This window comes from Romboutsia sp. (assembly GCF_051659545.1).
Taxonomy (GTDB): domain Bacteria; phylum Bacillota; class Clostridia; order Peptostreptococcales; family Peptostreptococcaceae; genus JBOFOR01.
Genome location: NZ_JBOFOR010000312.1, coordinates 19,408 through 45,437, shown reverse-complemented (window position 1 = coordinate 45,437; position 26,030 = coordinate 19,408). Strand labels below are relative to the sequence as shown.

19 protein-coding genes and 2 pseudogenes are annotated in these 26,030 nt (G+C 29.7%); 3 read left to right on the top strand and 18 right to left on the bottom strand.

The annotated features are described in order from the left end of the window. Positions 1 to 130: 130 nt before the first annotated feature. The 18 genes and pseudogenes from ligA to ACRC03_RS18615 all read right to left on the bottom strand — a co-directional run bounded on the left by ligA (position 131) and on the right by ACRC03_RS18615 (position 22,369). A complete protein-coding gene (gene ligA / locus ACRC03_RS18700) occupies positions 131 to 2,149 on the bottom strand; it encodes an NAD-dependent DNA ligase LigA (protein ID WP_438654121.1) in 2,019 nt (672 codons plus the stop codon). 144 nt (positions 2,150 to 2,293) lie between these two features. After that, on the bottom strand, positions 2,294 to 3,229 hold the full coding sequence (locus tag ACRC03_RS18695) for a phosphoglycerate dehydrogenase (protein ID WP_438654120.1): 936 nt from the start codon (positions 3,227 to 3,229) through the stop codon (positions 2,294 to 2,296). 215 nt (positions 3,230 to 3,444) lie between these two features. Further along, the gene (gene rlmD / locus ACRC03_RS18690; protein WP_438654119.1) at positions 3,445 to 4,803 is read right to left on the bottom strand and encodes a 23S rRNA (uracil(1939)-C(5))-methyltransferase RlmD; all 1,359 of its coding nucleotides are present in this window, start codon (positions 4,801 to 4,803) and stop codon (positions 3,445 to 3,447) included. Positions 4,804 to 4,882: 79 nt separating this feature from the next. Further along, the gene (locus tag ACRC03_RS18685; protein ID WP_438654118.1) at positions 4,883 to 5,575 is read right to left on the bottom strand and encodes a hypothetical protein; all 693 of its coding nucleotides are present in this window, start codon (positions 5,573 to 5,575) and stop codon (positions 4,883 to 4,885) included. A gap of 258 nt (positions 5,576 to 5,833) precedes the next feature. Beyond that, entirely contained in the window at positions 5,834 to 7,399 is a 1,566-nt protein-coding gene (locus ACRC03_RS18680) for a sodium-dependent transporter (protein ID WP_438654117.1), read from the bottom strand. A 383-nt stretch (positions 7,400 to 7,782) separates the two neighbouring features. Continuing rightward, positions 7,783 to 9,543 carry a pyruvate kinase gene (pyk, locus tag ACRC03_RS18675; RefSeq protein WP_438654116.1) on the bottom strand — a complete coding sequence of 587 codons (1,761 nt, stop codon included), beginning with the start codon at positions 9,541 to 9,543 and terminating at the stop codon, positions 7,783 to 7,785. A 19-nt stretch (positions 9,544 to 9,562) separates the two neighbouring features. Further along, complete coding sequence (gene pfkA, locus ACRC03_RS18670; protein ID WP_438654115.1) at positions 9,563 to 10,522, bottom strand: 6-phosphofructokinase; 960 nt, start codon at positions 10,520 to 10,522, stop codon at positions 9,563 to 9,565. Between the two features lie 232 nt (positions 10,523 to 10,754). Then, positions 10,755 to 13,106, bottom strand: a pseudogene (gene dnaE, locus ACRC03_RS18665) (DNA polymerase III subunit alpha); the annotation flags it as partial. A gap of 87 nt (positions 13,107 to 13,193) precedes the next feature. Continuing rightward, positions 13,194 to 13,964 carry an LAGLIDADG family homing endonuclease gene (locus tag ACRC03_RS18660; protein ID WP_438654114.1) on the bottom strand — a complete coding sequence of 257 codons (771 nt, stop codon included), beginning with the start codon at positions 13,962 to 13,964 and terminating at the stop codon, positions 13,194 to 13,196. A 220-nt stretch (positions 13,965 to 14,184) separates the two neighbouring features. Further along, positions 14,185 to 15,351: pseudogene (gene dnaE, locus ACRC03_RS18655) on the bottom strand (DNA polymerase III subunit alpha); the annotation flags it as partial. A gap of 180 nt (positions 15,352 to 15,531) precedes the next feature. After that, on the bottom strand, positions 15,532 to 16,107 hold the full coding sequence (locus ACRC03_RS18650) for a helix-turn-helix domain-containing protein (protein ID WP_438654113.1): 576 nt from the start codon (positions 16,105 to 16,107) through the stop codon (positions 15,532 to 15,534). Positions 16,108 to 16,286: 179 nt separating this feature from the next. Then, positions 16,287 to 17,237 carry a DNA-binding protein WhiA gene (gene whiA, locus ACRC03_RS18645; protein ID WP_438654112.1) on the bottom strand — a complete coding sequence of 317 codons (951 nt, stop codon included), beginning with the start codon at positions 17,235 to 17,237 and terminating at the stop codon, positions 16,287 to 16,289. Positions 17,238 to 17,253: 16 nt separating this feature from the next. After that, on the bottom strand, positions 17,254 to 17,679 hold the full coding sequence (locus tag ACRC03_RS18640) for an NUDIX hydrolase (RefSeq protein ID WP_438654111.1): 426 nt from the start codon (positions 17,677 to 17,679) through the stop codon (positions 17,254 to 17,256). 65 nt (positions 17,680 to 17,744) lie between these two features. Further along, on the bottom strand, positions 17,745 to 18,854 hold the full coding sequence (locus tag ACRC03_RS18635; RefSeq protein WP_438654110.1) for a gluconeogenesis factor YvcK family protein: 1,110 nt from the start codon (positions 18,852 to 18,854) through the stop codon (positions 17,745 to 17,747). Between the two features lie 29 nt (positions 18,855 to 18,883). After that, positions 18,884 to 19,741 (bottom strand): RNase adapter RapZ, encoded by an 858-nt coding sequence (rapZ, locus tag ACRC03_RS18630; protein ID WP_438654109.1) that lies wholly within the window; start codon positions 19,739 to 19,741, stop codon positions 18,884 to 18,886. Between the two features lie 14 nt (positions 19,742 to 19,755). Further along, positions 19,756 to 20,475 (bottom strand): PHP domain-containing protein, encoded by a 720-nt coding sequence (locus ACRC03_RS18625; protein WP_438654108.1) that lies wholly within the window; start codon positions 20,473 to 20,475, stop codon positions 19,756 to 19,758. A 3-nt stretch (positions 20,476 to 20,478) separates the two neighbouring features. After that, the gene (murB, locus tag ACRC03_RS18620) at positions 20,479 to 21,393 is read right to left on the bottom strand and encodes a UDP-N-acetylmuramate dehydrogenase (protein ID WP_438654107.1); all 915 of its coding nucleotides are present in this window, start codon (positions 21,391 to 21,393) and stop codon (positions 20,479 to 20,481) included. A gap of 187 nt (positions 21,394 to 21,580) precedes the next feature. Continuing rightward, positions 21,581 to 22,369 (bottom strand): formate/nitrite transporter family protein, encoded by a 789-nt coding sequence (locus tag ACRC03_RS18615; protein WP_438654106.1) that lies wholly within the window; start codon positions 22,367 to 22,369, stop codon positions 21,581 to 21,583. Between the two features lie 249 nt (positions 22,370 to 22,618). On the opposite strand from ACRC03_RS18615, the gene ACRC03_RS18610 reads away from it, so the two are divergent. The 3 genes from ACRC03_RS18610 to ACRC03_RS18600 all read left to right on the top strand — a co-directional run bounded on the left by ACRC03_RS18610 (position 22,619) and on the right by ACRC03_RS18600 (position 26,022). After that, the gene (locus ACRC03_RS18610; RefSeq protein WP_438654105.1) at positions 22,619 to 23,488 is read left to right on the top strand and encodes a formate/nitrite transporter family protein; all 870 of its coding nucleotides are present in this window, start codon (positions 22,619 to 22,621) and stop codon (positions 23,486 to 23,488) included. A 223-nt stretch (positions 23,489 to 23,711) separates the two neighbouring features. Next, positions 23,712 to 25,193 carry a cardiolipin synthase gene (cls, locus tag ACRC03_RS18605; protein WP_438654104.1) on the top strand — a complete coding sequence of 494 codons (1,482 nt, stop codon included), beginning with the start codon at positions 23,712 to 23,714 and terminating at the stop codon, positions 25,191 to 25,193. Between the two features lie 331 nt (positions 25,194 to 25,524). Continuing rightward, a complete protein-coding gene (locus ACRC03_RS18600) occupies positions 25,525 to 26,022 on the top strand; it encodes an NADH-quinone oxidoreductase subunit NuoE family protein (RefSeq protein ID WP_438654103.1) in 498 nt (165 codons plus the stop codon). Positions 26,023 to 26,030 lie beyond the last annotated feature (8 nt).

Here is a 26,030-nt window from a genome sequence, read left to right as displayed (position 1 = left end):
CTAGTTTTCTATATTTAAACATATATATATGTATCCAAAATCTATCATTCTATTATAAAACCCATTATTTCATTCTAAAAGTTATTATTTATAAATCTTATTCCTTTTAATTAGGTTTTAGTCTTGCTTCTTATAATTTATCCATTACCTCTTCTTTTGAGGATAATTTCGTCAATTCTATAAAGTTTGATTCATCAATAACTTTTACTCCTAATTCATTTGCTTTTGTAAGCTTAGACCCAGCTTCTTCTCCTGCTAATACAAATGTAGTCGACTTACTAACACTTGAGGTTGCTTTTCCACCTCTTAGCTCTATCATTTCTTTTGCATCATTTCTTTTTAAAGTAGGAAGAGTTCCTGTTAATACAATTTTCATACCTTCAAATATTTTTGGAATATCTGTACCTAAATCTTCGTCTACTATTGTATTAATGCCTGCTTCTTTAAGTTTTTCAATAACTGTAAGGTTTTTTTCTTCCTTAAAGAATTCTACTACACTATTAGCCATTATATCTCCAAACTCTTCTAGATTTATTAACTCATCTTTAGTAGCAGTTATTATTTTATCTAAATCTTTAAAGCTACTTGCTAATATTTTAGCTCCTTTAACACCTACAAATTTAATTCCTAATCCATTTATAAGTCTCCATAATTCATTTTCTTTTGATTTATCGATTGCACTTATTAAATTATTAGCAGACTTTTCGCCCATTCTTTCTAGATTTACAACATTTTCTTTTTTTATGTTGTATAGATCTGATATATCCTTAATTATATTTTCGTTTAGTAGTAATGTTATAATAGACTCTCCTAAGCCATCTATGTTCATCGCTTCTCTAGATACAAAGTGTATTATACCCCTTCTTATTTGAGCTGGACAAGATATATTTATACATTTAACTGCAGCCTCACCTTCGATTCTTACTGTAGCTTCATTACACACAGGGCATTTGTCTGGCATATTAAATTCTATTTCTTCACCTGTACGTTCTTCTTTTACTACTTCTACTACTTGAGGTATTATATCTCCTGCTTTTTGTACTAATACTGTATCATTTATTTTTATATCTTTTTCTCTTATATAATCTTCATTATGTAATGTAGCTCTGCTTACACTAGTGCCTGCTAATCTAACCGGTTCAAGTACCGCTGTTGGAGTTATAGTTCCTGTTCTACCAACTTCTACTATTATATCTATTATTTTAGTCTTTTTCTTTTCTGCTGGAAATTTATATGCAATTGCCCATCTTGGACTTTTAGCTGTATATCCCATAACTTCTCTTTGCTCTAGGTTATTAACCTTTATTACCATACCATCAATTTCAAAGTCTAGTTTATCTCTATTTTCTGTCCAATATTCTATATGATCTATAACTTGTTCTATGTTTGAGCATACCTTATAATTGGGGCTTACAGTAAACCCTAAGTCTTTTAAATATTGTAATGATTGGCTATGATTTTCAAATTCTACATTGTCTATATGTTCTAAATTGAATACAAATATATCTAAAGGTCTTTTAGCTGTTAATTTAGGGTCTAATTGTCTAAGCGAACCTGCCGCAAGATTTCTAGGATTTGCAAATAATTGTAATCCTTGATTTTCTTGTTGGTCATTAACTTTTTTAAAGTTATTTTTAGATATATAGACTTCTCCTCTTACAACAACTTCATTTTTTTCTTTTATTTTTAATGGAATACTTTTAACAGTCATTAAGTTTTGAGAAACATCTTCACCTACAGAACCATTACCTCTAGTGGCACCTTTTTCAAATTGTCCATTAGTATATGTAATTCCTATAGATAGTCCATCTATTTTAAATTCAACTACATACTCTACATCTTTATTTACCATATCTTTTACTCTTCTATTGAAGTCTTCTAAATCTTCTTTTGAATATGCATTAGATAAGCTTAACATAGGTATTTTATGAACTATTTGGTCAAATTTTTCAAGAGGCTTTCCACCTACTCTGCGAGTTGGAGAATCAATTCTTTTTAAATTTGGATTTTCTTCTTCTAGCTTTATTAATTCTTTCATTAAATTATCATACTCATAATCTGCTATTTCTGGTAAATCTTCATTGTAATACTTTTCATTATGATAATTTATTTTATCAATTAACTCATTTATTTTATTTTCAATATTCATATATATCACCTCTTATATGCTTGTATTTTTAGTATTGCCACTTTATAACTTTTATACATTTTTTAGTATATCATCATAAGTTTATCGTTGCTAAATTTTTTAATAAATAAAAGCCACCTAAATTTATGGTAGCTTTCTACTTATTTAATATCCCTTATTTATATCTACAATATTATTTAATGGTTCGTTAGCTATATATTTTTTTAAATTGTTATAAATCATATTAAAGGTTCTTTCTTTATTTTTATCTGATACCCAAGAATTATGAGGAGTAATTATTACATTTTTAAGCTCCCATAGTGGACTATTATAACTTAGAGGCTCTTCTTCAAAAACATCTATAGCAACCCCTCTAAATTTATCTATACACTCAATTAAATCTTTTTCTCTCACTATGTTTCCTCTTCCCACATTCATAAATATTGTACCAGATTTCATTAGATTAAACTTATCTTTATTTATAAGTCCTATTGTATCTTTTGTCGCTGGTATAGTACATATTACTGCATCACAGTTTTTAAATACCTCATGCATTTCTTCAGTTGAAAAACATTTATCAAAGTGTTCTTTATTCGAGCCATTTGTATTTACTCCCCATATTTTTACACCAAAAGGCTCTAATCTTTTTGCTGCCTCAGTTGCTATTGTTCCAGTTCCTATGAAACCTATTGTTCTATCACTTAATTCAGTTGTATCCATATTCATTTTCCATACTTTGTTTTGTTGTTGCTTGTGTAATTTCATACTATTTTTGTATATTTCTAAAATTGACATTACTATCCATTCTGCCATAGGTATGCTATATCCACCTTTGTTATTTGCTATAGTAATATTTCTTTTTAATACTTCTACTTTTGGTATTTGATCTATTCCTACACTTGAAGTTTGTATATATTTTAATTTTTTCATTTGTGTTATGTCTAGAGTTGAGAAGGGATTATATGTAACTAAAATATCTGCACTATTTATATCCTCATTATTTTTTATAGTTTCTTCATTGTAATAGATTACTTCATATCCTAAGTTTCTTACCATTTGAAACTTATTTTCCCCATAGTTTATAGTGAATAAAATTTTCATTCTATTCGCCCCCTTTAAATTATTAATAATATAATTATAGTATTTAAAAACCAAAAAGTCCCTCAAAATCTGAAGGACTTTATCTATTTTAAAATAAATGTATACTGCTATGATGATAAAAGTTGAGGTGTAAGATACATTTATTTAATCTTATTCTAACCATCATATGCTTTTTTATTTATAATTTCAGATTATTAATTTTAATTTTTAGAAAATTATTTTTTAACTATTTTAGCCACACATTCTACGTGCATAGTGTGAGGGAACATATCTACTGGTTGTATTTCTACGCACTTGTATCCATTTTCATCTAAATAAGCTAAATCTCTTGCTAATGTAGATGGATTACAAGATACGTAAACTACTCTATCTGGTTCCATAGACACTATAGTATCTAATACTTTCTCATCACAACCTTTTCTAGGTGGATCTACAACTACTACGTTAGCAGTCTTGCCTTCCTTATACATTCTAGGTACAACTTCTTCAGCCTTACCTGCATAAAACTCTACATTGTTTAAATTATTTAATTTAGCATTTACTTTTGCATCTTCTATAGCTTCTTCAACTATTTCTATACCGTATACTTTAGTTGCCTTTTGAGCTAAGAATAAAGATATAGTTCCTATTCCACAATATATATCAAATACAGTATCATTTTCTTTTAACTGCGCATACTCTAAAGCTTTATTATATAATACTTCTGTTTGAGTAGGATTAACTTGGAAGAATGATAACGGAGATATTTCAAAAACTAAATTTCCTATATAATCATTTATTTTTCCTTCTCCAGATATTATCCTGTTTTCTTTTCCTAAGATTACATTAGTTTTTTCTCTATTTACATTAACAACTAATGTTTTAAATCCTTGTACATTTTCTTCAAGTACAGATGCTAATTCATTTAGATACGGTAGTTTCTTACCATTTGCAACTAATACTACCATTACTTCATTAGTAGTAAATCCTACTTTTGTTACTAAATGTCTTAATACACCTGTATGACTTTTTTCATCGTAAATACTTACATTGTAAGCATTTATGTATGTTTTTATTATTTGAATGATTTTATCATTTACATCATGTTGTATCATACACTTATCCATTGGTATAATATCATGACTTTTCTTTTTATAAAAACCAATAGCTGGCGAACCACCTATCTTTTGAATAGGAAATTGAGCCTTATTTCTATATCTACAAGGTTCTTCCATTCCCATTGTATCATGTATAGTTACATTTTCTAATTTACCGATTCTACTTATAACTTGCTTAACTTCATTCGTTTTTGTTTCTAGTTGCTTTTTATAATCTAACTCTTGTATCTGGCATCCACCACAATCCTTAAGTTTATCACTACATAATCTCTCCACTCTAAAAGGTGACTTTTCTATTATTTCAACCATTTCACCTACTGCATAACTCTTTTTAGATTTGTTTATTTTAACTTTAACTTTGTCTTGTATTAATCCGCCCTCGACAAAAACAGTAAAACCTTCATATTTACCTATTCCAACTCCACCTTGACCTATATCAACTATATCTACAATGTACTCTTTATTTTTTGATAGCATAGGTTTGTCCTCCGTCCATGTAATTTTAAAAATTCTTTAAGCATTTATTTTACCAAAAAAATAAGAGCTTATAAAGCCCCTATATAAATAAATCTTTACTTTTAATCCCTCGGTATAATTGCATTAATGCAAATACAAATAAAGCACATCCTAGTATAGGTCCTACTACTATTAGGACTTCAGCTAAATTTTTAGACATTCCGCTACTAATTATATTTTGTAACGCTGATCCATAATCATTTCTAACATTTATCCCGTATCTTATCCATGTCATAGACGTCATCAAAGCTACTGGTACAACACTCATTGTCATATAAAAACCAGTCATTGTTCTTTGCTTCACACCTCTTAGCCCTATATATATAGGTAGAAAAAATAATATAGGTAGGAAAAATCCATAGAATTGAGGAGTTAAAGCTAAAAATAGCATGGCACAAAATAAAAAACTAGTAATATACTTTCTTATATTTATAGTTTTACCTTCAAAATCTCCAATGGATGCTTTAAGATATCTAATGTAAATTTCTATTACTGATTCTATATCTTTAGCATCTTTTAGATTTCTTAATTCTTTTATTGATTCTGTACCTTTTGTGTTTAATTGATTATACTGTGTTTTAAACTTTTCGCTAATTTCTATATCAGTGTACCTTTTATGTAATTCTTCTAGTATTCTAATATATTTTTTTTTTCTTTTTTCATTTACTTTCTTTGATTTTTTTAACTCTAATATTATTTGATTAATATTATTTGCAGCCATACTTCCCTTCATTTTATCGCCCCCCTATAGTTATACTAATCTCTCTTTATACACAATATTATACATTATATATAAAATCACCTTTTAATTCTTACCAAATAAATTTCAATTATTTTTCTATTTGTTATAAAAACCCTACTAAAAGTAGGGTTTTTATTTTTATTGGTTATTAATTATTGTTCTTAATGATAATACAGTAGTAATAAATATAGCGGTCCATACACATCCTAAAAATACCCACGCTAGACTTGTCATAGTTATATCCCCCTTTTAAACTGGTACTTTGCCATCTAAATCCTTAGCATATTTTTTCTTTATAGATTTATATGATTGTATAAATCCACATATTAATACTCCAATTACAACCATTCTACCTGCAAGAGCCCACATTTCTAATCCGGTTCCAACAGCATATGCAGGTATTAAATTAAAGTTCCCTGCTTTAGCGTAATCTATAGTAAAGAATAATAAGAACGTTATTATTGTAATTGGTGTTAAGAATTGATGGAATAACCTAAAATACCACTTAGGAACCTTCCATAATCCACCTTTGTTCATCTCCTCAAGAGCTGAGTCTTTAACACACCATCCAACTACAACTATTTCTATTAATCCAAGTACTATCAACAAATAATTTCCTATCCAGTTATCAACTTCTGAGAAATACATCAAATCTGCTGTTTTCGTAAGTATTGGCTCTGCACAAACTGGTATACCAACTATTAAGTAACCTATAAGCACTACCAAAGAAGCTTTCTTTCTATCCATACCTGCATCTTCTTGAAGAAGAGCAACCAAGTAATTGTACATTGCTATAGCAGATGTTATTCCAGCGAAGAATAATAACAAGAACCAAATCGCTCCAAATATTCCTCCACCAGCCATAGTTCTAAATACATTTGGTAATGCTATATATGCAAGACCTATACTCTTTGTTATTCCTTCTGGACCTAAGAATGCATACGCAATCGGTATAACTGCTGTACCACCTAAAATAACTTCTGCAAACTCATTTAATGATATCATAGAAACCGAAGATGTTATTATATCTTCTTCAGGTTTTAAGTATGAAGCATAATTTACTACTATACCCATACCTAATGATAATGTGAAGAATATTTGACCCGCTGCCGCTATTGCTGATTTCCATGAAAGTGAACTAAAGTCTGGATTCCAGATAAAGTTTAGTCCAGCCATAGCGCTCCAATCAGGATTTACTGGCGAACCTAATGTTACAGCTCTAATTGCTAATATAATACCAAATACATATAAAGTAGGCATCATTAACTTAGCCCAAGACTCTATACCTTTTTCTAAACCTTTAGTAACTGCTCTTGCTAATAATAAAAGTGTTATTATCCAAAATATTAAGTTTACTGGACTCGTAATATATTTTACAAAAAAATCTCCTGTCGAGACATTCATATCCATATAACCACCGGTTAATGAATTAAATGCATATCCCAATGACCAACCTATTAAGTGGTTGTAATATGAGTTAACTAATAAAGTAACTCCAAATGCTATCATTCCAGCTAAAGAGCCTACTATAAGTGCTTTTTTAGGTGCCATCGCTTGTTTAGCCTGTACATACATTATTGGACCCATAGTTCCATGACCGAACTTACCACCATATCTACCTATACTCCATTCTACTAACATTAAAGGTATACCTATAACGATTAGTGCGAAGAAGTAAGGAATCATAAATGCTCCTCCACCATTTGAAGCAGCTACGTACGGGAATCTCCAGAAATTCCCCAATCCTACGGCATTACCTGCCATTGCTAGTATAAGACCAATTTTCGAACCCCAGTTTTCTCTACTCTCTGCCATAATATAATCCCCCTCCCTTTTCTTTATATATATATATCTTCTAACTAAAATATTACATCATTTAAACTAAGTTAATCTTATTGATTGAATATTATCTTCAATAATAATAGTATATAATGATGTAGAATTATTCTTAGAATATATATAGTATAAAAATAAATATTACAGTTACTCATTTTCTGTTATTTCTAAATATTCTGATATTTTTTTTTATAAAATAACCACTAAGTTTTCTGATTAAACTTAGTGGTTATTGAGTAACCTAAAATAATAGTAGCATCATCAAATAGTATTTACAACTATTTTCGAAATTTTCTAAAAACTTTTTTTGATGCTTATTTCATTTTATTTATATGTTGTTTTATTTACATATTATTTCTTTATTATAAAACTCTAGTTGACCCTCTGTATACTACACCTCTAGCTGCATCTACAGTTACTGTTTCTCCATCTTTAACTAAGCTCATCATGTTAGTTGCAGATACTATAACAGGTTTATTTAAGTTTAATCCAACTATAGCAGCATGAGAAGTCATTCCGCCTTCTTCAGTTATTATAGCTGCAGCTTTTTCTATATAAGAATTCATTTCTATGTCAGTCATTGTAGTAACTAATACATCACCTTCGTTAAAGTCCTTACATTCTTCCCCACTTTTGATTATACGAACTTTACCATCTACAGTCTTGCTTCCTACACCTATTCCTTTTACTATTTCTTCACTTATCACATGAACTTTTATTAAATTAGTAGTTCCGCTTACTCCAACTGGTACACCAGCAGTTATAACTACTAATTCTCCATTATTTATATAGTTAGCACTTCTTGCTGCTTCTATAGAATTTTCTATAACCTCATCTGTATTACCAGCTTGGTTAGATTTAACTGGGTATACTCCCCAAGTAAGAGCTAATCTTCTCATTACTTTTTCATCATTTGTAGTAGCTATTATTGGAGCCTTCGGTCTAAACTTAGATACCATTCTAGCTGTATGTCCTGATGAAGTAGAAGTTATTATTGCAGATGCATCTAAATCAACTGCAGTAGTACATGTAGCATGACTTATAGCATCAGTTACAGTTACGTTATTTGAAGAGTTTTCTTGTAATAATTTTCCGTAATCTAATGTTTCTTCCGTTCTCTTAGCTATTGTAGCCATCATTTTTACTGATTCTACTGGATATTTCCCTGCAGCAGTTTCTCCTGATAACATGATTGCATCTGTTCCATCGTATATAGCATTTGCAACGTCAGTAACTTCTGCTCTTGTTGGTCTTGGATTTCTCATCATAGAATCAAGCATTTGAGTAGCAGTTATAACTGGCTTAGCTAATTCATTACATTTCTTTATCATCATTTTTTGAACTATTGGCATTTCTTCAGTCGGTATTTCAACCCCTAAATCTCCTCTAGCTACCATTATACCATCAGAAACTTGTAGTATTTCATCTATGTTATCTACACCTTCTTGGTTTTCTATCTTAGATATTATTTGTATATCTGTGGCATTGTTTTTTTCTAATATTTCTCTTATAGCTAATACATCTGCAGCTTTTCTTACGAATGACGCAGCTATATAGTCTATACCTTGGCTTATTCCAAACTCTATATCACTTTCATCTTTAGGAGTTATAGCTGGTAAGTTTATTTTTACGCCTGGAACGTTTACCCCTTTATGATTTTTAACTATTCCTGAGTTTTCAACTACACATACTATATCGTCACCATTTATTTCTTGTACTTTAAGTCCTACTAGACCATCATCTATTAATATAGTATCTCCCGGTACAACGTCATTAGCAAGTCCCTTGTAGCTTACAGTACACATTTCTTTTGTTCCTACAACATCTTTCATTGTTATAGTAAATTTTGTACCTTCTTCTAAAAGAACCTCTGGATCTGCAAAGTTTCCTGTTCTTATTTCAGGTCCTTTTGTATCTAATAATAAAGCAACTGGCTTATTTAATTTTTTACTTACTTTTTTAGCCATGTCTAATCTTCCCTTGTGCTCTTCATGAGAACCATGAGAGAAGTTGAATCTGCATACGTTTAACCCATTTTCAACAAGTTGAGTTAAAACCTCTTCTTTTTCTGTTGCTGGACCTAGTGTACAAACTATTTTTGTCCTCTTTGTATTTTTTAACATATGTATATTCCTCCTAAATCTATATTGATAGTATTTTTGCCATTTCAAAAGTAGCTTTGTCAAATGGTCTAGTCATTGCTAAAGCTTCATGTATTTCCATATCAATTATCTTATTATCTTTTATACCTACTACTCTAGCTGATTTTCCATCTAATAGTAACTCTACAGCTTTTACTCCCAATCTACTTGCTAGTATTCTATCAAATGCGGTTGGACTTCCACCTCTTTGTACATGACCAAGCACTGTCACTCTTAAGTCTGCTCCAGTTTCTTTTACTATTTCTTTTCCTAAATCTTGAGCATTTCCTACACCTTCAGCAAGCACTATTATACTATGTCTTTTACCTCTTTTTTGAGTAGTTTTTAATTTATTGCAAACATCTTCCACTCTAAAGTCAACTTCTGGAACTATTATAGTTTCTGCTCCACCTGCAAGACCTGAATATAAAGCTAAATCACCACAGTGTCTTCCCATAACTTCTACTATGTTAACCCTTTCATGAGAAGAAGAGGTATCTCTTATTTTTCCTATAGCATCGATTATAGTATTCATTGTTGTATCAAAACCGATTGTATAATCAGTGTATGCTAAATCATTATCAATAGTACCTGGTATTCCTATTGCTGGGAATCCTAAGTTACTTAACTTCTGAGCACCATTGAATGATCCATCTCCACCTATAACAACTAAACAATCAATTCCGTATTTTTTTAATACTTCTACTCCGATTAATCTACCTTCTTCTGTTTTAAACTCTTCACATCTTGAAGATTTTAATATTGTTCCACCTCTATGTATAATATCTCCAACAGATGATAAATTCATTTCTTGTATATCTTCTTCTATTAAACCTTTGTATCCTCTGCTGATTCCATATACCTTACATCCATAATATATTGCAGATCTCACAACAGCTCTTACTGCTGCATTCATTCCTGGAGCGTCTCCTCCACTAGTCAATATTCCTATAGTCTTCATGGCTCTTTACCTCCTAAATATATATTTCAACACTATAGGGACATTTCAAGTCCCTATAGTGTTTTTTCATCCCATGTTAGTTAAAAAAATTATCTCTTGCTAAATATTCATTTTATGATATTATATCATAATTTGAAACAATTTTTCATTATATTATTATATAATATAATTTTTATTTTAATATTCTATTTGTTTTTATTTTATCTAATTTAGTTTTTTTATTTTGTTTAATTTAGTTTTTAATCTTAACACTTTCTTTTGTAAGTATTTTTTCTATATTTTTAATTAAGTCATCAGATATTTTTACACTTAATCCATTCCATTTACATAGCTGTTTAGTTTCATGTGCATATAAAAATATATTCTCGTCTCCTGGATATAATTTTATAATATCCATTAGTTTGTCTATTGTTTTTTTATTGTTAAACGTATCTATCTTTAAATATAACCCATTTTTCGAGTTATTTCTACTATTTAATTTATTTTCTACAAAATTATTTTTATGATTAATATCTGCTATATCTCTAGCTATAATTTTTGCATTTTCATCTTCTTTTATGTTTAATACTCCTTTTATATATATAATATTATCTTCATTTAAAATATCATTATACTTTTTTAGAATTTGTGGAAATACTATAACTTCCATGTTTCCATACAAGTCTTCTAATTCTAAAAAGGCCATTATTTCATTTCTTTTTGTTGTTTTTATATTTTTAGATACTATCATTCCACCCATTATTACATCTTTTCCATCTAATCTTAAATATGCTTCTTCATCCTCTTTTAAAGCATTTATCTTCCCTATATCTATGGATGTACTTTTTTGTAACTGTTCTTCAAATTGTGATAGTGGGTGTCCACTTACATACATTCCTAAAACTTCTTTTTCTAGACTTAATTTTTCTCTTTCTTCGAATTCTTTAATTTTAAGTATAGAGCTAACTTCATTTAATTGTGTATTACTATCATCGCTTCCAAATGCATCAAACAATGATATTTGTCCTTGAATATTTTTCTTTCGGTCTGTTGATATACTTTCTACTATACCTTCGTATCCAGCCATTAAACTAGCTCTATTTTCACTTAGTTCATCAAATGCACCACATTTTATTAAACTCTCTATAACTCTTTTGTTTGTATCTTTGGTATCTAACCTTTTTGCTAAATCATTAAAGTCCAAGAACTTCCCGTTAGTTTCTCTTTCGTTTATTATGTTGTTTATTATATTTACTCCAACATTTTTGACAGCAGCTAATCCAAATCTTATATTGGTTCCTTCCACTGAGAATTTGGCAAAACTTTTGTTTATATCTGGTTTTAATACATCTATTTTTAGAGAACTACATTCTCTTATATATTCAACTACTTTATCTGTATTACCCATTACACTAGTTATTAGTGCAGCCATAAATTCTACTGGATAATATGCCTTTAAATATGCTGTTTGATACGATAACACTCCATACGCTGCCGCATGACTTTTGTTAAACGCATACTTTGCAAAGTCTATCATATCATCAAATATTTTATCAGCTATATCTTCTGGCACTCCATTTCTTACACATCCTGTTATTTCTATATTTCCATTTTCATCTTCTTTACCATGTATAAAGTATCTTCTTTCTTCTTCCATGACGTCCATTTTCTTTTTACCCATGGCTCTTCTTACTAAGTCACTACGCCCATAGCTATATCCACCTAAATCTCTAACTACCTGCATTACTTGTTCTTGATAAACTAAACATCCATAAGTTACTTCCATTATTGGTTTTAGTTTTTCATGCATATACTTTACATTTTGAGGATTATTTTTGTTTGCTATATACGTAGGTATAGAATCCATAGGTCCTGGTCTATATAAGGATATTCCTGCTACTATGTCTTCAAAATTATCTGGCCTTAGTTGTTTCATGAAAGACTTCATTCCAGCACTTTCTAACTGGAATACTCCAGCAGTGTTTCCTGAGGATAGTAACTCATATACCTTCGAATCATCATAATCCATTTTTGAAAAATCTATTTTTCTATTGTGATTTCTTTCTATTAAATCTAATGCATCTCTTATAACCGTTAACGTTCTTAGGCCTAAAAAATCCATCTTTAATAATCCAAGTTCTTCCAAAGTAGTCATTGTAAACTGAGTAGTTATTGATTCTTGATGTTTATACAATGGTACATACTCATCTACTGATTTTTTAGAAATAACAACTCCTGCCGCATGGGTAGATGCATGTCTTAGCATTCCTTCAATTTGCTTTGAAATATCTAATATTTCTTTTGTTTCTTTATCTTGTTGATATAATTCTCTTAAGTTTGGATTAGTTTCTAAAGCTTTATCTATAGTCATACCAAGTGCAAAAGGTATTTCTTTGGCTATTTTATCTACTTTATTATAAGGTGTATCTAATACTCTTCCAACGTCTCTTATTGCTGCCTTGGCACCCATTGTTCCAAAGGTAATTATCTGTGCAACATGGTCTTCACCGTATTTTCTTTTTACATAATCTATAACTTCTTCTCTTCTTTCATAGCAGAAGTCTATATCTATATCGGGCATCGACACACGCTCTGGATTTAAAAACAATAGTTATTAACCGTAAGCTTTTTATCTTACGCTCTGGAGGTTTCCCTCATTTTCATCAACCAGTTAATTCTGGTTCAGTTTGGACTATATCATATTAATAAATTTATCATATTTGCGACTCATAAATAACTCTGCTTCATCATATATAAGGTTAAAAAAATTTATTACTGAATCCTTTTTATATATAGATACATAGTAAGATGAGTTACTGCTTCTTGAATCTTGTGTTATATTACTACATATATTGTATTCTAAAAGTTTTTGCGAAAGTTGATATGCAAATTCCTTACTTCCAGTAGTAATTTTAAAGTATTTGTATTTATACTCTTTTTTTATTCCTTTGTAATATGTGTATGTTCTACTTTCATAAACACTTCCATCTCCATCAAAGTAGCCTCTTATAAAATCTGAATCAAATTTTTTATCTATTTTGGGATAAGTTATGTCTAGACTCTTTCTAGGCTTAATACCTATATTAAATAAAAAATCAATATCATTTTTATTAGTGCTTATTACTGAATATGTTTCACATCTTCCATTCGGATGCGTATACGAGTATAGCTTTTTATTAGGGGTCATGATAGTATGAATATTATCCATTATATCAAAATCATTCATAGCTATTGTAATTCTATACTTTTTAGTATGTTCATCAAAACTTACACATCCATCAGAATATATCAACCCTAAAATATAACTGTTAACTCTATTCAATCCATTTACATAAATACTTTCATCTTCTATCTTTCTTTTACTTGTATTAACACTATTAGCACAACTTTTAGAACAATATTTTTGTTGTTTTTTTCTTGACTCAAAATTTTTATTACATTTTTCGCATATATGTGGATACATAATATATAAACCTCTTTCTCTGGTATCTATTTATTATAGTATCCTACATCTGATAAATTTATTAATCTGGGCACTCTTGGGAAAAATTATTACTTGGTTATTCATTTTCCTAGTCTCTGAACCTTCTTGCTACTTTTATACCATTCGCAAGCTTGGCTGCTGATTAGCATAGTTTTCACCTTAGCCTTCCAGCAATTCACCCAGTTTAATGAGCGCATTTTAGTTCACGCTCAAATAACAATGAGTACTTTATAGGGTCTATATCAGTTATTTTTAGTGTATATGCAACTATTGAACCTGCCGCACTACCCCTTCCTGGACCAACCATAATATTATTTTCTTTTGAGAAATTTATAAAATCCCAGGTTATCAAGAAATATTCCACATATCCCATTCTTTCAATTACATCCAGCTCGTAATTAAGTCTGTCTACAATTTCCTGACTGGGATTCTCATATCTTTCACTTAAACCTTTAAAACACAGTTCTCTAAGATAAGTATCTGGAGTATATCCTTCTGGTACATCATATTGTGGTAAGTGAATTGTATTAAAATCAAATTCAACATTACACATTTCTGCAATCTTTACTGTGTTATCAATTGCTTCCTCTGCAAATGGAAATAATTCTTCCATTTCTTCTCTAGATTTTAAATAAAACTCATCACTTCCAAACCTCATTCTATTTGGATCGTCTACTGTTTTTCCCATTTGTATACACATTAAAACATCGTGTATCTTGGAATCATCTTTATTTACATAATGAACATCATTAGTTGCTACTAAAGGAATACCTGTTTCTTTTGACAACTTTACAAGTCCTGCATTTACTTCTCTTTGCTCTGGTAAATTGTGATCTTGTATTTCTAAATAGAAGTTTTCTTCTCCATAAATTTCTCTATACTGTAATGCAATTTTCTTAGCTTTTTCATAGTTTCTATCCATTATAGCTCGTGATACATCACCTGCTAAACAAGCTGATAAAGCTACTATACCTTCACTGTACTTTTTTAACTCCTCCATATCTACTCTAGGTTTATAATAAAACCCTTCTACATATGAAGTTGATACTATTTTAATTAAATTTTTATATCCATCCATGTTTTTAGCTAACAATACTAAGTGACCTTGATTTTTATCATAGTTTGGGTCTTTATCTCTTAAGCTTCTAGGTGCAGTATAAACCTCACATCCTATTATGGGTTTTATACCTTCTTTTTTAGCCGTCTTATAAAAATCTATAACACCAAACATACAACCATGGTCTGTTATAGCAATTGAACTCATATTAAGTTCTTTAGCTCGTCCTACTAGTTTTTTTACTCTTGAAAAACCGTCTAGTAAACTATACTCTGTATGAACATGTAGATGTGCAAAATCTTTGCTCATCATTCCACCTCCAATCTTATCTTTAATTTTACCACATATTATATATAATAAACAAAAATTCACTTTTATAAGATTTCTAACTATAAAATACTTAACTTATTTACAAAAATCACTAATAAAAGTAAAAACTGTACACGAAAAGATTACCTCTATTTCATGTACAGTTTCAATTCTAAGATTTTATAATAATATACATCCCATAATTACTGTTACTACTATCGTCAATAAACCCGCACCTACTGCTAGCAAAAACTTCTGATATGGTCGTTTCCCATACTCCTGATTCTTTTCAACTTCATCCATATTTTTACCATCTAAAAATGCAATAATTTCTCGATAGGTTTGAATATTAAAATTCTTTTTATGTTTTTCAACTCTAATGGCATAATATGCCGATGCTATAAAAATTAAAGCCCAAATTACAAACCCAATATCCCCCATAAATCGTTTAAGTGGAATAGGTAGTACCATAGTACATATTAATAGCGTACTAAAGATATTGCTATCATATTTAAACATATCAATATCTTCTATTTTGATTTTTTCTTTCATTTCTTCAAGGTCTCCTTTAATTAATATGTCAAGAGATACATTAAAAAGAGAGCTTAACAATAATAAGCTTTTCACATCAGGGTAGTTTTTATTATTTTCCCAATTTGAAATAGTTTGACGAGAAACAAATATCTTCCCAGCCAACTCATCCTGTGAAAGCTCCATTTCATTTCTATATTTTTTTATTTGTTTTCCAATCTCCATACAACGACCTCCTGCACTATTAGTCTATAACCTCAAATCAATTCTCACCATCAAAAGCCTTTGATATTGCCTATTTTCAACATGTCAAAAGTATTTTACATCCTACAATTCCCTATTTATATATCCTTTTCCCCTCGCGGGGTATATAAATAGGAGGCTATATAAAATATACCCTCCATTTATGTTTGATTTCCTTTTAATTTATTAGCTATTTCTTCTATTTTTCGTAGTCTGTGATTTACGCCTGATTTTCCTATAGGTGGATTTAACATTTCTCCAAGTTCCTTTAATGTTAAATCTTCATACTCTACCCTAAGGGTTGCTATCTCTTGTAAATTTTCCGGTAAACTACTTATACCTGCTGTCCTTTGTATAAAATTGATATTCTCAACTTGTCTGACAGAAGCGTTAACAGTTTTAGATAGATTGGCAGTTTCACAGTTAACTATACGATTAACATTATTTCTTACTGCTTTTACAATCTTAGTATTTTGTAAGCTTAGAAGAGCCTGATGAGCTCCTATTATACTCAGTAAGTCTGATATTTGCTCACTTTCCTTTAGATATACCACATAATTATTTTTTCTAGCTACTATCTTACAATTAAAACCTAACGAATTTATAAGATCTTTTAAAGACTCTGCAAAATCTTCGTTATTTGTTACAAACTCTAAATGATAATTCTTGCCTGGATCACTTATTGACCCTCCTCCAAGAAATGCTCCTCTTATAAATGCTCTAACACATTCATCGTGTTGTATAAGCTCAGTTGGAACTTTATTTAAAGTGTAAAATCCATCTCCTGGAGCTAATATGCCTAAATCCTTTAATAGTTTTTCAGCGCCCATTTCACTTGTAACCATAAGAACATAGCTATTATTTCTTTTAAGCATTTGATTCTTGTTTACTGAAATAGTTGTATTAATTCCAAAATTTTGTTTTAGTAACTTGAATATCTTACGAGCAGTAGAATTTAATTCTGTTATTATCTTAAGGTTTAGCTTCCTATAACCTACAATTTGTATACTTCCTGCTAATCTAACTAAAGCTGCTAATTCAGTTACATTACAACAATGATTATCTGACATTATTCTAGACATTTCATTTTTTGTTTCAGCTGAAAAAGACATATTCATCACCTATTAACTAGTTCTTTTTTAACCTTTTTTTTATCTCTTGCAAAGCTACTTTTATTATTTCTTTTTCGTCATCATACTTTGCTAAATCTACAACTCTATCTAAGTGTATAAACTTAGCATCAATAAATCCTTCTTCTTTTTGTGGTACAGTATCCATGCTTCTCGCTTGCATTAAATACCAAAAAACAGTTTTATGAACTGCTCTGTTTTCATCCCAGTTCTCTTTAAAAGTATAATGTATTTCTCCCAAATATTTTAATATATCAGCCTTTACTCCTGTTTCCTCTAACACTTCTCTAAGTGCAGCTTCTTGCCTATTCTCTCCTTCTTCTACTTTTCCCTTTGGTAAAACCCAATCTCCATTGAATTTTCTTAGCAAAAGTATAGCATTGCCAAACAGTACTACACCACCGGCACTAACCTCTTCTCTCATAGATGTTCACTCCTTAAAACTAACATAATAATAAGGATTTCTACATAAATATTTAAAATCCTTTTTTACTTACTTTTGTCATTTTTATGACTTAGTGCCAAATTAACTACTATATCAGAAATACATTTTGCATCATGTCTAATATAATTGTTTTTTACCTCAATTAAATTGTGCTCTATAGTTTTTGCCCCCATTTCTTTTAGTTGTTCTCTCTGATACTTATCTATTAAGACTTGCTTAGCACCATCTTTTTCATATCTAGAAAGCATTTCTGCTGGTAAAACTTCATTGTTAACTATTACATAGTCTATTAAATTCTCATTAGTATGTTTAACTATAGCATTAACATGTTCTAATACATCGTGATTATCTGTTTCTCCTGGCTGGGTCATTATATTAGTTATGTATACTTTAGGAGCATTAGAGCTCTTTATTGCATCTACTACACCTTCTACCAATAAATTAGGTATTATGCTAGTGTATAAACTCCCTGGTCCCATAATAATTACATCTGCATCATTAATAGAGTTTATTACTTCATCCAAAGGTTTTACATCTATCGGGTCTAAGTATACTCTATCTATAAGGCTTTTTTGTTTTTTTACTTCTTTTGGTATTCTAGATTCACCTTTTACAATATTTCCATTATTTAATCGAGCAGTTAAATTAATATCCTCTAATGTTACAGGTAAAACTCTCCCTGTTATAGCAAATATTTCACTCATCTTATATACGGCAATCTCAAAATTTCCATATAAACCATTCATTGCTGCTAAAAATAAATTTCCAAAGCTTTGGCCTTTTAATGCTCCTTCTGTAAATCTATACTGCATAACTTCACTCATCGTAGGTTCTATATTAGCAAGAGCTAGTAGGCAGTTTCTTATATCCCCTGGAGGTAACATTCCTAGATCTTCTCTTAAAATACCTGAACCTCCACCATCATCTGCAACAGTTACTACAGCAGTAATATTTCTTGAAAAATGCTTAAGCCCTCTAAGAAAAACTGATTGACCAGTTCCCCCTCCAATTACTACTACCTTAGGGCCTAAATACTCTTTACTTTTTGCACGTAATGATTGATTTTTTTCTTTTTCCATCTTCTTATATAAATATAGAGATATTGCTAATGAAACCCATCCAAGCATCCCTATAATAATAAGTGCATTTGTCATTTTTTCCTCCATATTATTCAATATAGGAATTATCGTAACATAGAGTCTCTATGTTTTTTGACTACTCTATATCCTTTATTAGTTAATTCATCATATATTAAGTTAGATATAGTTACAGATCTGTGTCTTCCCCCTGTACATCCTATACCTATTACTAGGTGTTGTTTTCCTTCTTCTATATACTGAGGAATTAAAAATTGTATCATATCACTAAGTTTACCATAAAATTCTTCACTAATTTTAGAATTCATTACATAAGTTCTTACATCTTCATCATCACCAGTTTTTGGTCTTAGTTCTTCTGCATAATATGGATTTGGTAAAAATCTTACATCAAAGACTAAGTCGCAATCAGCCGGTATTCCATGTTTAAATCCAAAGGAAACAATAGATATAGTAAGTTTAGAATTCTCCTCACCCTCAGAGTATATTTTTTCTATTTCTTCCTGTAAATCTTTTGGCTTCATATTAGTTGTATCTATTATACAATCTGCTCTGTCCTTTAAAGGCTCCATTATCTCTCTTTCCATTTTTATACCTTCTGGTATTTGTATGTTTCTAGATAAAGGATGATTTCTTCTTGTCATTTTGTATCTTTTTAATAGTACATCATCCGAGCAGTCTAAGTATAAAATTTCATACTTATAATTTTCTTTTTGTAAATAATTTAAACTTTCATGAAGAACTTCAAAGAATTTTCTTCCTCTTATATCTATTCCTAATGCAACTTTATCAATACTAGAATTAGGTTGATAACACAATTCTGCAAACTTAGTTATCAGGGCTGGAGGTAAGTTATCCACACAGTAAAAACCCATGTCCTCTAAAGCTCTCATTGTCTCACTTTTTCCTGATCCCGAAAGACCTGTAACTATTACGAATTTCATGTTAACTCCCCCTCTTAATCTATATTTTTAATATTTTCTATCAATGATAAATCTAGATTAGCTTCTCTTACGATTTTCATAGCTAAGGCAAAATTACCTACATTTTCAGGTTTATGTGCATCCGAACCTATAACAAAAGTGTTCTTAATATGCTTTATCTTGTTTAGTTGCTCTACATTTAAAAAACCATGACTACTATTTATTTCTAACCTAGTATTAGTTTCTTTAGCTACTTTTGCAATATCTTCTATATAAACATCTCCTTTATCACCAGGATGAGTTATTATAAATATATTATTTTTATTCATTGCATTTATTATAGCTTTTGTATTGTATTCTTTAGATTTTCTACTTTTTATTATATAGTTATCACAGTGGTTTAAGGCTCCCCTTATAGAGTTTGGCGTAGACCCAAAATGATAACCTGCCATAACATAGTCTACTACTTTAATAATTTCTTCATTTATATCTATTTTACCATTATCATCTAATATATTGCATTCCATTCCTAACAAAATGTCTATATTAGTATACTTAAGCTTTAGTTTATCAATTTCTTCTCTCATCTTATAAATATCTTTGATTTTTATACCATATGACATATGTTTATAACCATGATCAGATATTCCAATAGTTTTTATACCTTTAGAAATAGCTACTTTTACATTTTCTTCTATAGTACCTATTCCATGACTGTATTTAGTGTGAGTATGATAGTCAGCTAATATTTGCATTTATTAATCCTCTCCAAGTATTTTAACTTCTTCCTCAAGCATTACCCCAAATTTAGCATTTACAGTACTTTTTACTACATACATTAAATCTAAAAGATCTTTAGCTTTAGCATTTCCTATATTAACTACAAATCCACAGTGTTTTTCTGACACTTGCGCTCCTCTTAAAGTTAAACCTCTAAGTCCGCTATCTTCTATTAATTTTCCAGCAAATTGACCTACTGGTCTTTTAAATGTACTTCCTGCACTAGGTAAGCTTAATGGTTGCTTTGTAATTCTTCTTTGAGTGAAATCTGCCATTGTAGCTTTTATTTCATCATAATTACCTTCTTCAAGTTCTATTTCTGTTGATATTACTATATAGTCATTTCTTGAAAGTATACTTTTTCTATATCCAAATTCCATTTGTTCATTTGTATATTCAAATATATTCCCTTTAGTATCCATCAACCTTACCATTTTTACTATATCTTTCATTTCGCCACCATAGGCACCTGCGTTCATTGCTAATGCTCCACCTAAAGTTCCAGGTATACCTGCCGCAAATTCAAATCCTTTTAGATTTGCTCTTAAAACTGTTTTTCCTACAACTGAAAGTAATGCTCCTGCCTGAACCTTAACTTTATTTCCTTCTATTTTAAATTCATTAAAGTTGTCTGATATTTCTATTACTACCCCTCTTATACCACCATCTTTAATTAAAATATTAGAACCATTTCCTATTACAAGATATGGAACATTTTCATTTATAACTAACTTAATAACTTCTTTTAACTGTTCTTCTGTTTTAGGCTTAACTAATATGTCAGCAGGACCTCCAACTCTAAAAGAGATATGCTTTTTCATAGGTTCATCTAATTTTACATTTTCTTCATCTATTATATTTAATAATTTTTCATATATATATTGCTTATTCATTAAGTTTCCTCCTCGAATACATTATTTATTCACACATATATAATTCACATATTTATACTATATTAATTTTATATAATTAATATAATAATGTATTAAAAAAAAAATAACAATATATAAAGGCTTTAAACATATAAAAAAAAGCGTTAATATTACAATATCAACGCTTTTTTTATATTTTATTTAATTTTTATGCTTTGCTTTTTTCTGGTCTTTTTTTCAAATAGGCCATGTAATACATAGATGGTACTATAATTCCTCCACCAACTATATTTCCTAGTGTTACAGGTATTAAGTTACCTATAAGTTGAGCTATAGTAACTTTAGCTCCTAAAGCCATACCCATTGGTATAAAGAACATGTTTGCAACACTATGCTCAAATCCACATAAAACAAATAGCATTATAGGGAACCAGCATGCAAATATTTTAGATACAATATCTTGTGCCCCTGTTGCCATCCACACTGCAAGTACAACTATAAAGTTACAAAGTATTGCTCTTAAAAAAGCTTGTGAAAAAGTCAATGATACTTTAGCTTCTGCAATACCAATTGATTTAGTAGCCGCGTCTCCAGCTATGGTCCCTCCATAATAAATAACTAGAACTAGCAAAAGAGAACCTATAAAGTTTGCTATGTATACAAATATCCAGTTTTTAAACATTTTTGCCATAGTTGTCTTTTTCTCTACTACTGCAAGCGTCATTAAGTTGTTTCCTGTAAATAGTTCTGCTCCACACATCACAACTAACATAAGTCCAACAGGGAATACCGCTGCTCCTGCCAATTTAGCTAGACCTGGGTCTATATTGGCAAGAGTTTGCGTTACTAAAATATTACCTAATCCTCCTAAACCTATAAATATACCTGCCATTATTCCTAGCAAAATACAAGGAACTGTTGCTAAATCTCCTCTTTTTGCATTTACATTTACTATAGCATTCGCTATTTCCCCGGGTGTCAAGAATCTTTTGTCCATAAAGCCACCCCCTATTAAATATAAATAACTTTTCAAAAATATTATAGCACCGTTTTCCTGTCCATTGTTATCTTTTTGTATTTTTTACTTATATATCTTTAATTTAACTTTTATGTTTAATGTATACATTTTTTTTTTTTTATTGTATAATTACTAATGTTGAAAATTTAGAAAACTAAAATCATATTAGTGCTTTAATATGATTTTTTTATGTTTATATTAATTTTTATTTTTAAGGAGGATTTTAAAATGGCAGATAAAAAAATGCTTACTCCAGCTGAAATAGCTGAGTATACGATTAAAACTGGTATCAAAAAAGCTACAACTCCAAGTAAAAAAGTTTTAGCTTCTGCATTCCTAGCTGGTGCTTATATAGCATTCGGTGCTTTAGGGTCAGTTGGTGCAGCTTATAACTTATTAGCAAACCCAGAAACTTATGGATTAGGTAAAATGGTTGCTGGACTTATGTTCCCTGCTGGACTTATGTTTGTTTTAATAGCTGGTGCTGACTTATTCACTGGTAATATACTTGTTACTTTAGCTGCACTAAAGAAAAAGGTAACTTGGGGACAGGCTGCTAAAAACTGGGCTTTAGTCTGGACTGGAAATTTAATAGGTGCTGTTTTAGTAGCATGGTTAGTTAGTTTATCAGGTGTGTTTGACTGGAGTAATGGATTATATGGTGGTGTTATTGTTAAAAACGCTATAGGTAAACTAGGATTCACTTGGACTGCTGCAATAGCTTCTGGTATATTATGTAACTGGATAGTTTGTGCTACAGTATGGATGACTTATGCTGCAAAAGATGTTACTGGTAAATTATTGGCTGGATTCTTCGGTATATTCTTATTTGTATGTACTGGATTCGAGCATAGTGTTGCAAATATGGCATACTTATTTGCAGGTTTATTCAATAAAACTAATCCAGCTTTCTTAGAAGCTGCTCACAAAACTGCTGCAGATGCTGCTTCTATAAATATACCAAGTATATTTGTAGATAATTTAATACCTGTTACTATAGGTAATATAATAGGTGGTGCAGTATTCGTTGCTGGTGCTTACTACTTCTTATACGTTAATAAAGACGAAACCTCAGAAGATATAAACAAAATTGCTTAATTAGTAAAATATAAAAAATCGTGCTTATACTTATTTTAAGCACGATTTTTATATTTATTCTTATACTAACTCTAGGTATTATTTAACTATTTTTTATCTTGTTCTACAACTTAATCTTTTTCTAGTGTTTCCATTTACTTATAATTGTAAATTTATAGTATAATATATATATTAATCTGTACAGAATAATTAACGTATATAGATGAGGAGGTATTAGAGTTATATGAATTTTCTTAAAGAGTCTTGGTATGAAATTTTAGTTACATTAATATATATTTTTAACTTCTTGGTAATCATCAACCTAATATTTAGAGAAAAGCGAAATATAGAAACTACGGTAGCATGGATTCTTATACTTAGCACGGTTCCTCCATTAGGATTTGTGATGTACATAGCCTTTGGTCGTGGAATCTCAAAAGATAATATGTTTAAAATAAAAGAAACCGAGGATAAAATAATAAAAGATAACATCTTAAGCACTTATAATAAATTGCAATGTAAAGATAGTTTTGATCCAAACTTAATGGATCATAGAGATATGATTTATTCTTTAGCTAATTCTAACTTTGCAAATCTTACTACTAATAACGATATTAAAATTTATGATAATGGTGAAGAATTTTTTAGCAACCTTTTATCTGAGCTTAAAAAGGCTAAATATTATATAAATATACAATTTTATATCTTTAAAGATGATGATATTGGAAATAAAATAATTGATGTTCTTTTAGAAAAAGCTAGAGAGGGTGTTGAAGTTCGACTTTTATATGATGCTGTAGGTAGTAGATTACTAACTGATAAATCTATCTTAAAGTTAAAAAAAGGTGGAGTAAAAGTAGGTGCATTCTTCCCTTCTTTTATGAAATTAATAAACTTTAACTTAAACTATAGAAATCATCGTAAAATAGTTGTTATTGATGGTAAAACTGGTTTTATCGGTGGTAATAATGTTGGAGATGAATATTTAGGTAAAAATTCTAAATTTGGAAATTGGAGAGATACTCATTTAAAACTTATTGGCGATAGTGTAATGGACCTTAATATAGTGTTTCTTTTGGACTGGAGATACACTACCAAAGAAGATTTAGATTTTAGTATTTACTTTAATGAAAATTGCTTATCTAAATCTGAAGGTTCAACATCATCTTCGAATACTGGTATTCAAATAGTCTCTAGCGGTCCTGACATTACTGACTTAGATGAAATAAAATTTGGATACATTAAAATGATACAAAAAGCTAAAAAATACGTGTATATACAAAGTCCCTACTTTATCTTAGATAAAACTCTTACTGAAACATTGAAAATAGCTTGTTTTTCAGGTGTAGACGTTAGAATTATGGTACCCTCTAAGCCAGATCATCCATTTGTATATTGGGCTTCATCATCATATGCAGGAGAATTACTAAAATATGGCGCTAAGCTTTACAACTACGATGAAAATGGATTTTTACACGCAAAAACTATAGTCATAGATGACTCTATTTGTTCTATTGGTACAGCTAATATGGATATTAGAAGCTTTGAGCTTAATTTTGAAGTTAATGCTTTCATCTATGCTTCAGATATTTCGAGACAGCAAAGAATTATCTTTGAAAAAGATATGATTAAATCTAAAGAAATTACTCTTGAAATGTATAACTCTAGATCAACTAGTACAAAAATTAAAGAGTCTATTTCAAGACTTCTTTCACCTATATTATAATAAAAAATAATCCGCATAAATATAATTTTATTTATACGGGTTGTTTTTTTATTATAAATTTTTTTTTCAAAATATAAAAATATCATATGAGTTTTTTTAATATTTTTAATATTTTAGTAACTTTTTTATATTTTTTTATACTATAATATAATTAGTCATTCAATTTAAATCCAATCTACAATTTTAATCAACTTTTGTCTATTCTCAAAAACTCATTGTGTCTTATTTTAATCCTTTTTCACTATCATCCTTATCATTATATAATTATAAAAGGATTTTTATAGCCAGTTAATTTTTTAAATATTAACTTTAATTTAAAAGGGGGATTTGTATGTGCGATTTTGTTTCACGCAATAAGCAGTTATTTGATGAATTAGATAATTTCATCGATTCTCTTCCAACTACACATGGTGCTTTAATTCAAGTACTTCACCATGCTCAAGGAATCTTTGGTTATCTACCTAAGGAAGTACAACTTCACATATCTAAGAAGTTGGATTTATCACCTTCTAAGGTTTATGGAGTTGTTAGTTTCTATTCTTATTTTACAACTGAGCCAAGAGGAGAATTTAAAATCAGTGTGTGCTTAGGTACTGTATGCTTCGTTAAGGGTGCTGATAAAATACTTGCTCAATTTGAAAAAGAACTTGGAATTAAAGCTGGAGAAACTACTGAAGATCTTAGATTTACTCTTGAAGGTCTAAGATGTGTAGGTGCTTGTGGACTTGCTCCAGTTGTTGTTGTAAATAGTAAAGTTTACGGTCAGGTTAAACTTGATGGAGTTAGCAAAATACTAGATAATTACAGAGAATTAGAATTAAGTTGCTAAAGGGGGGG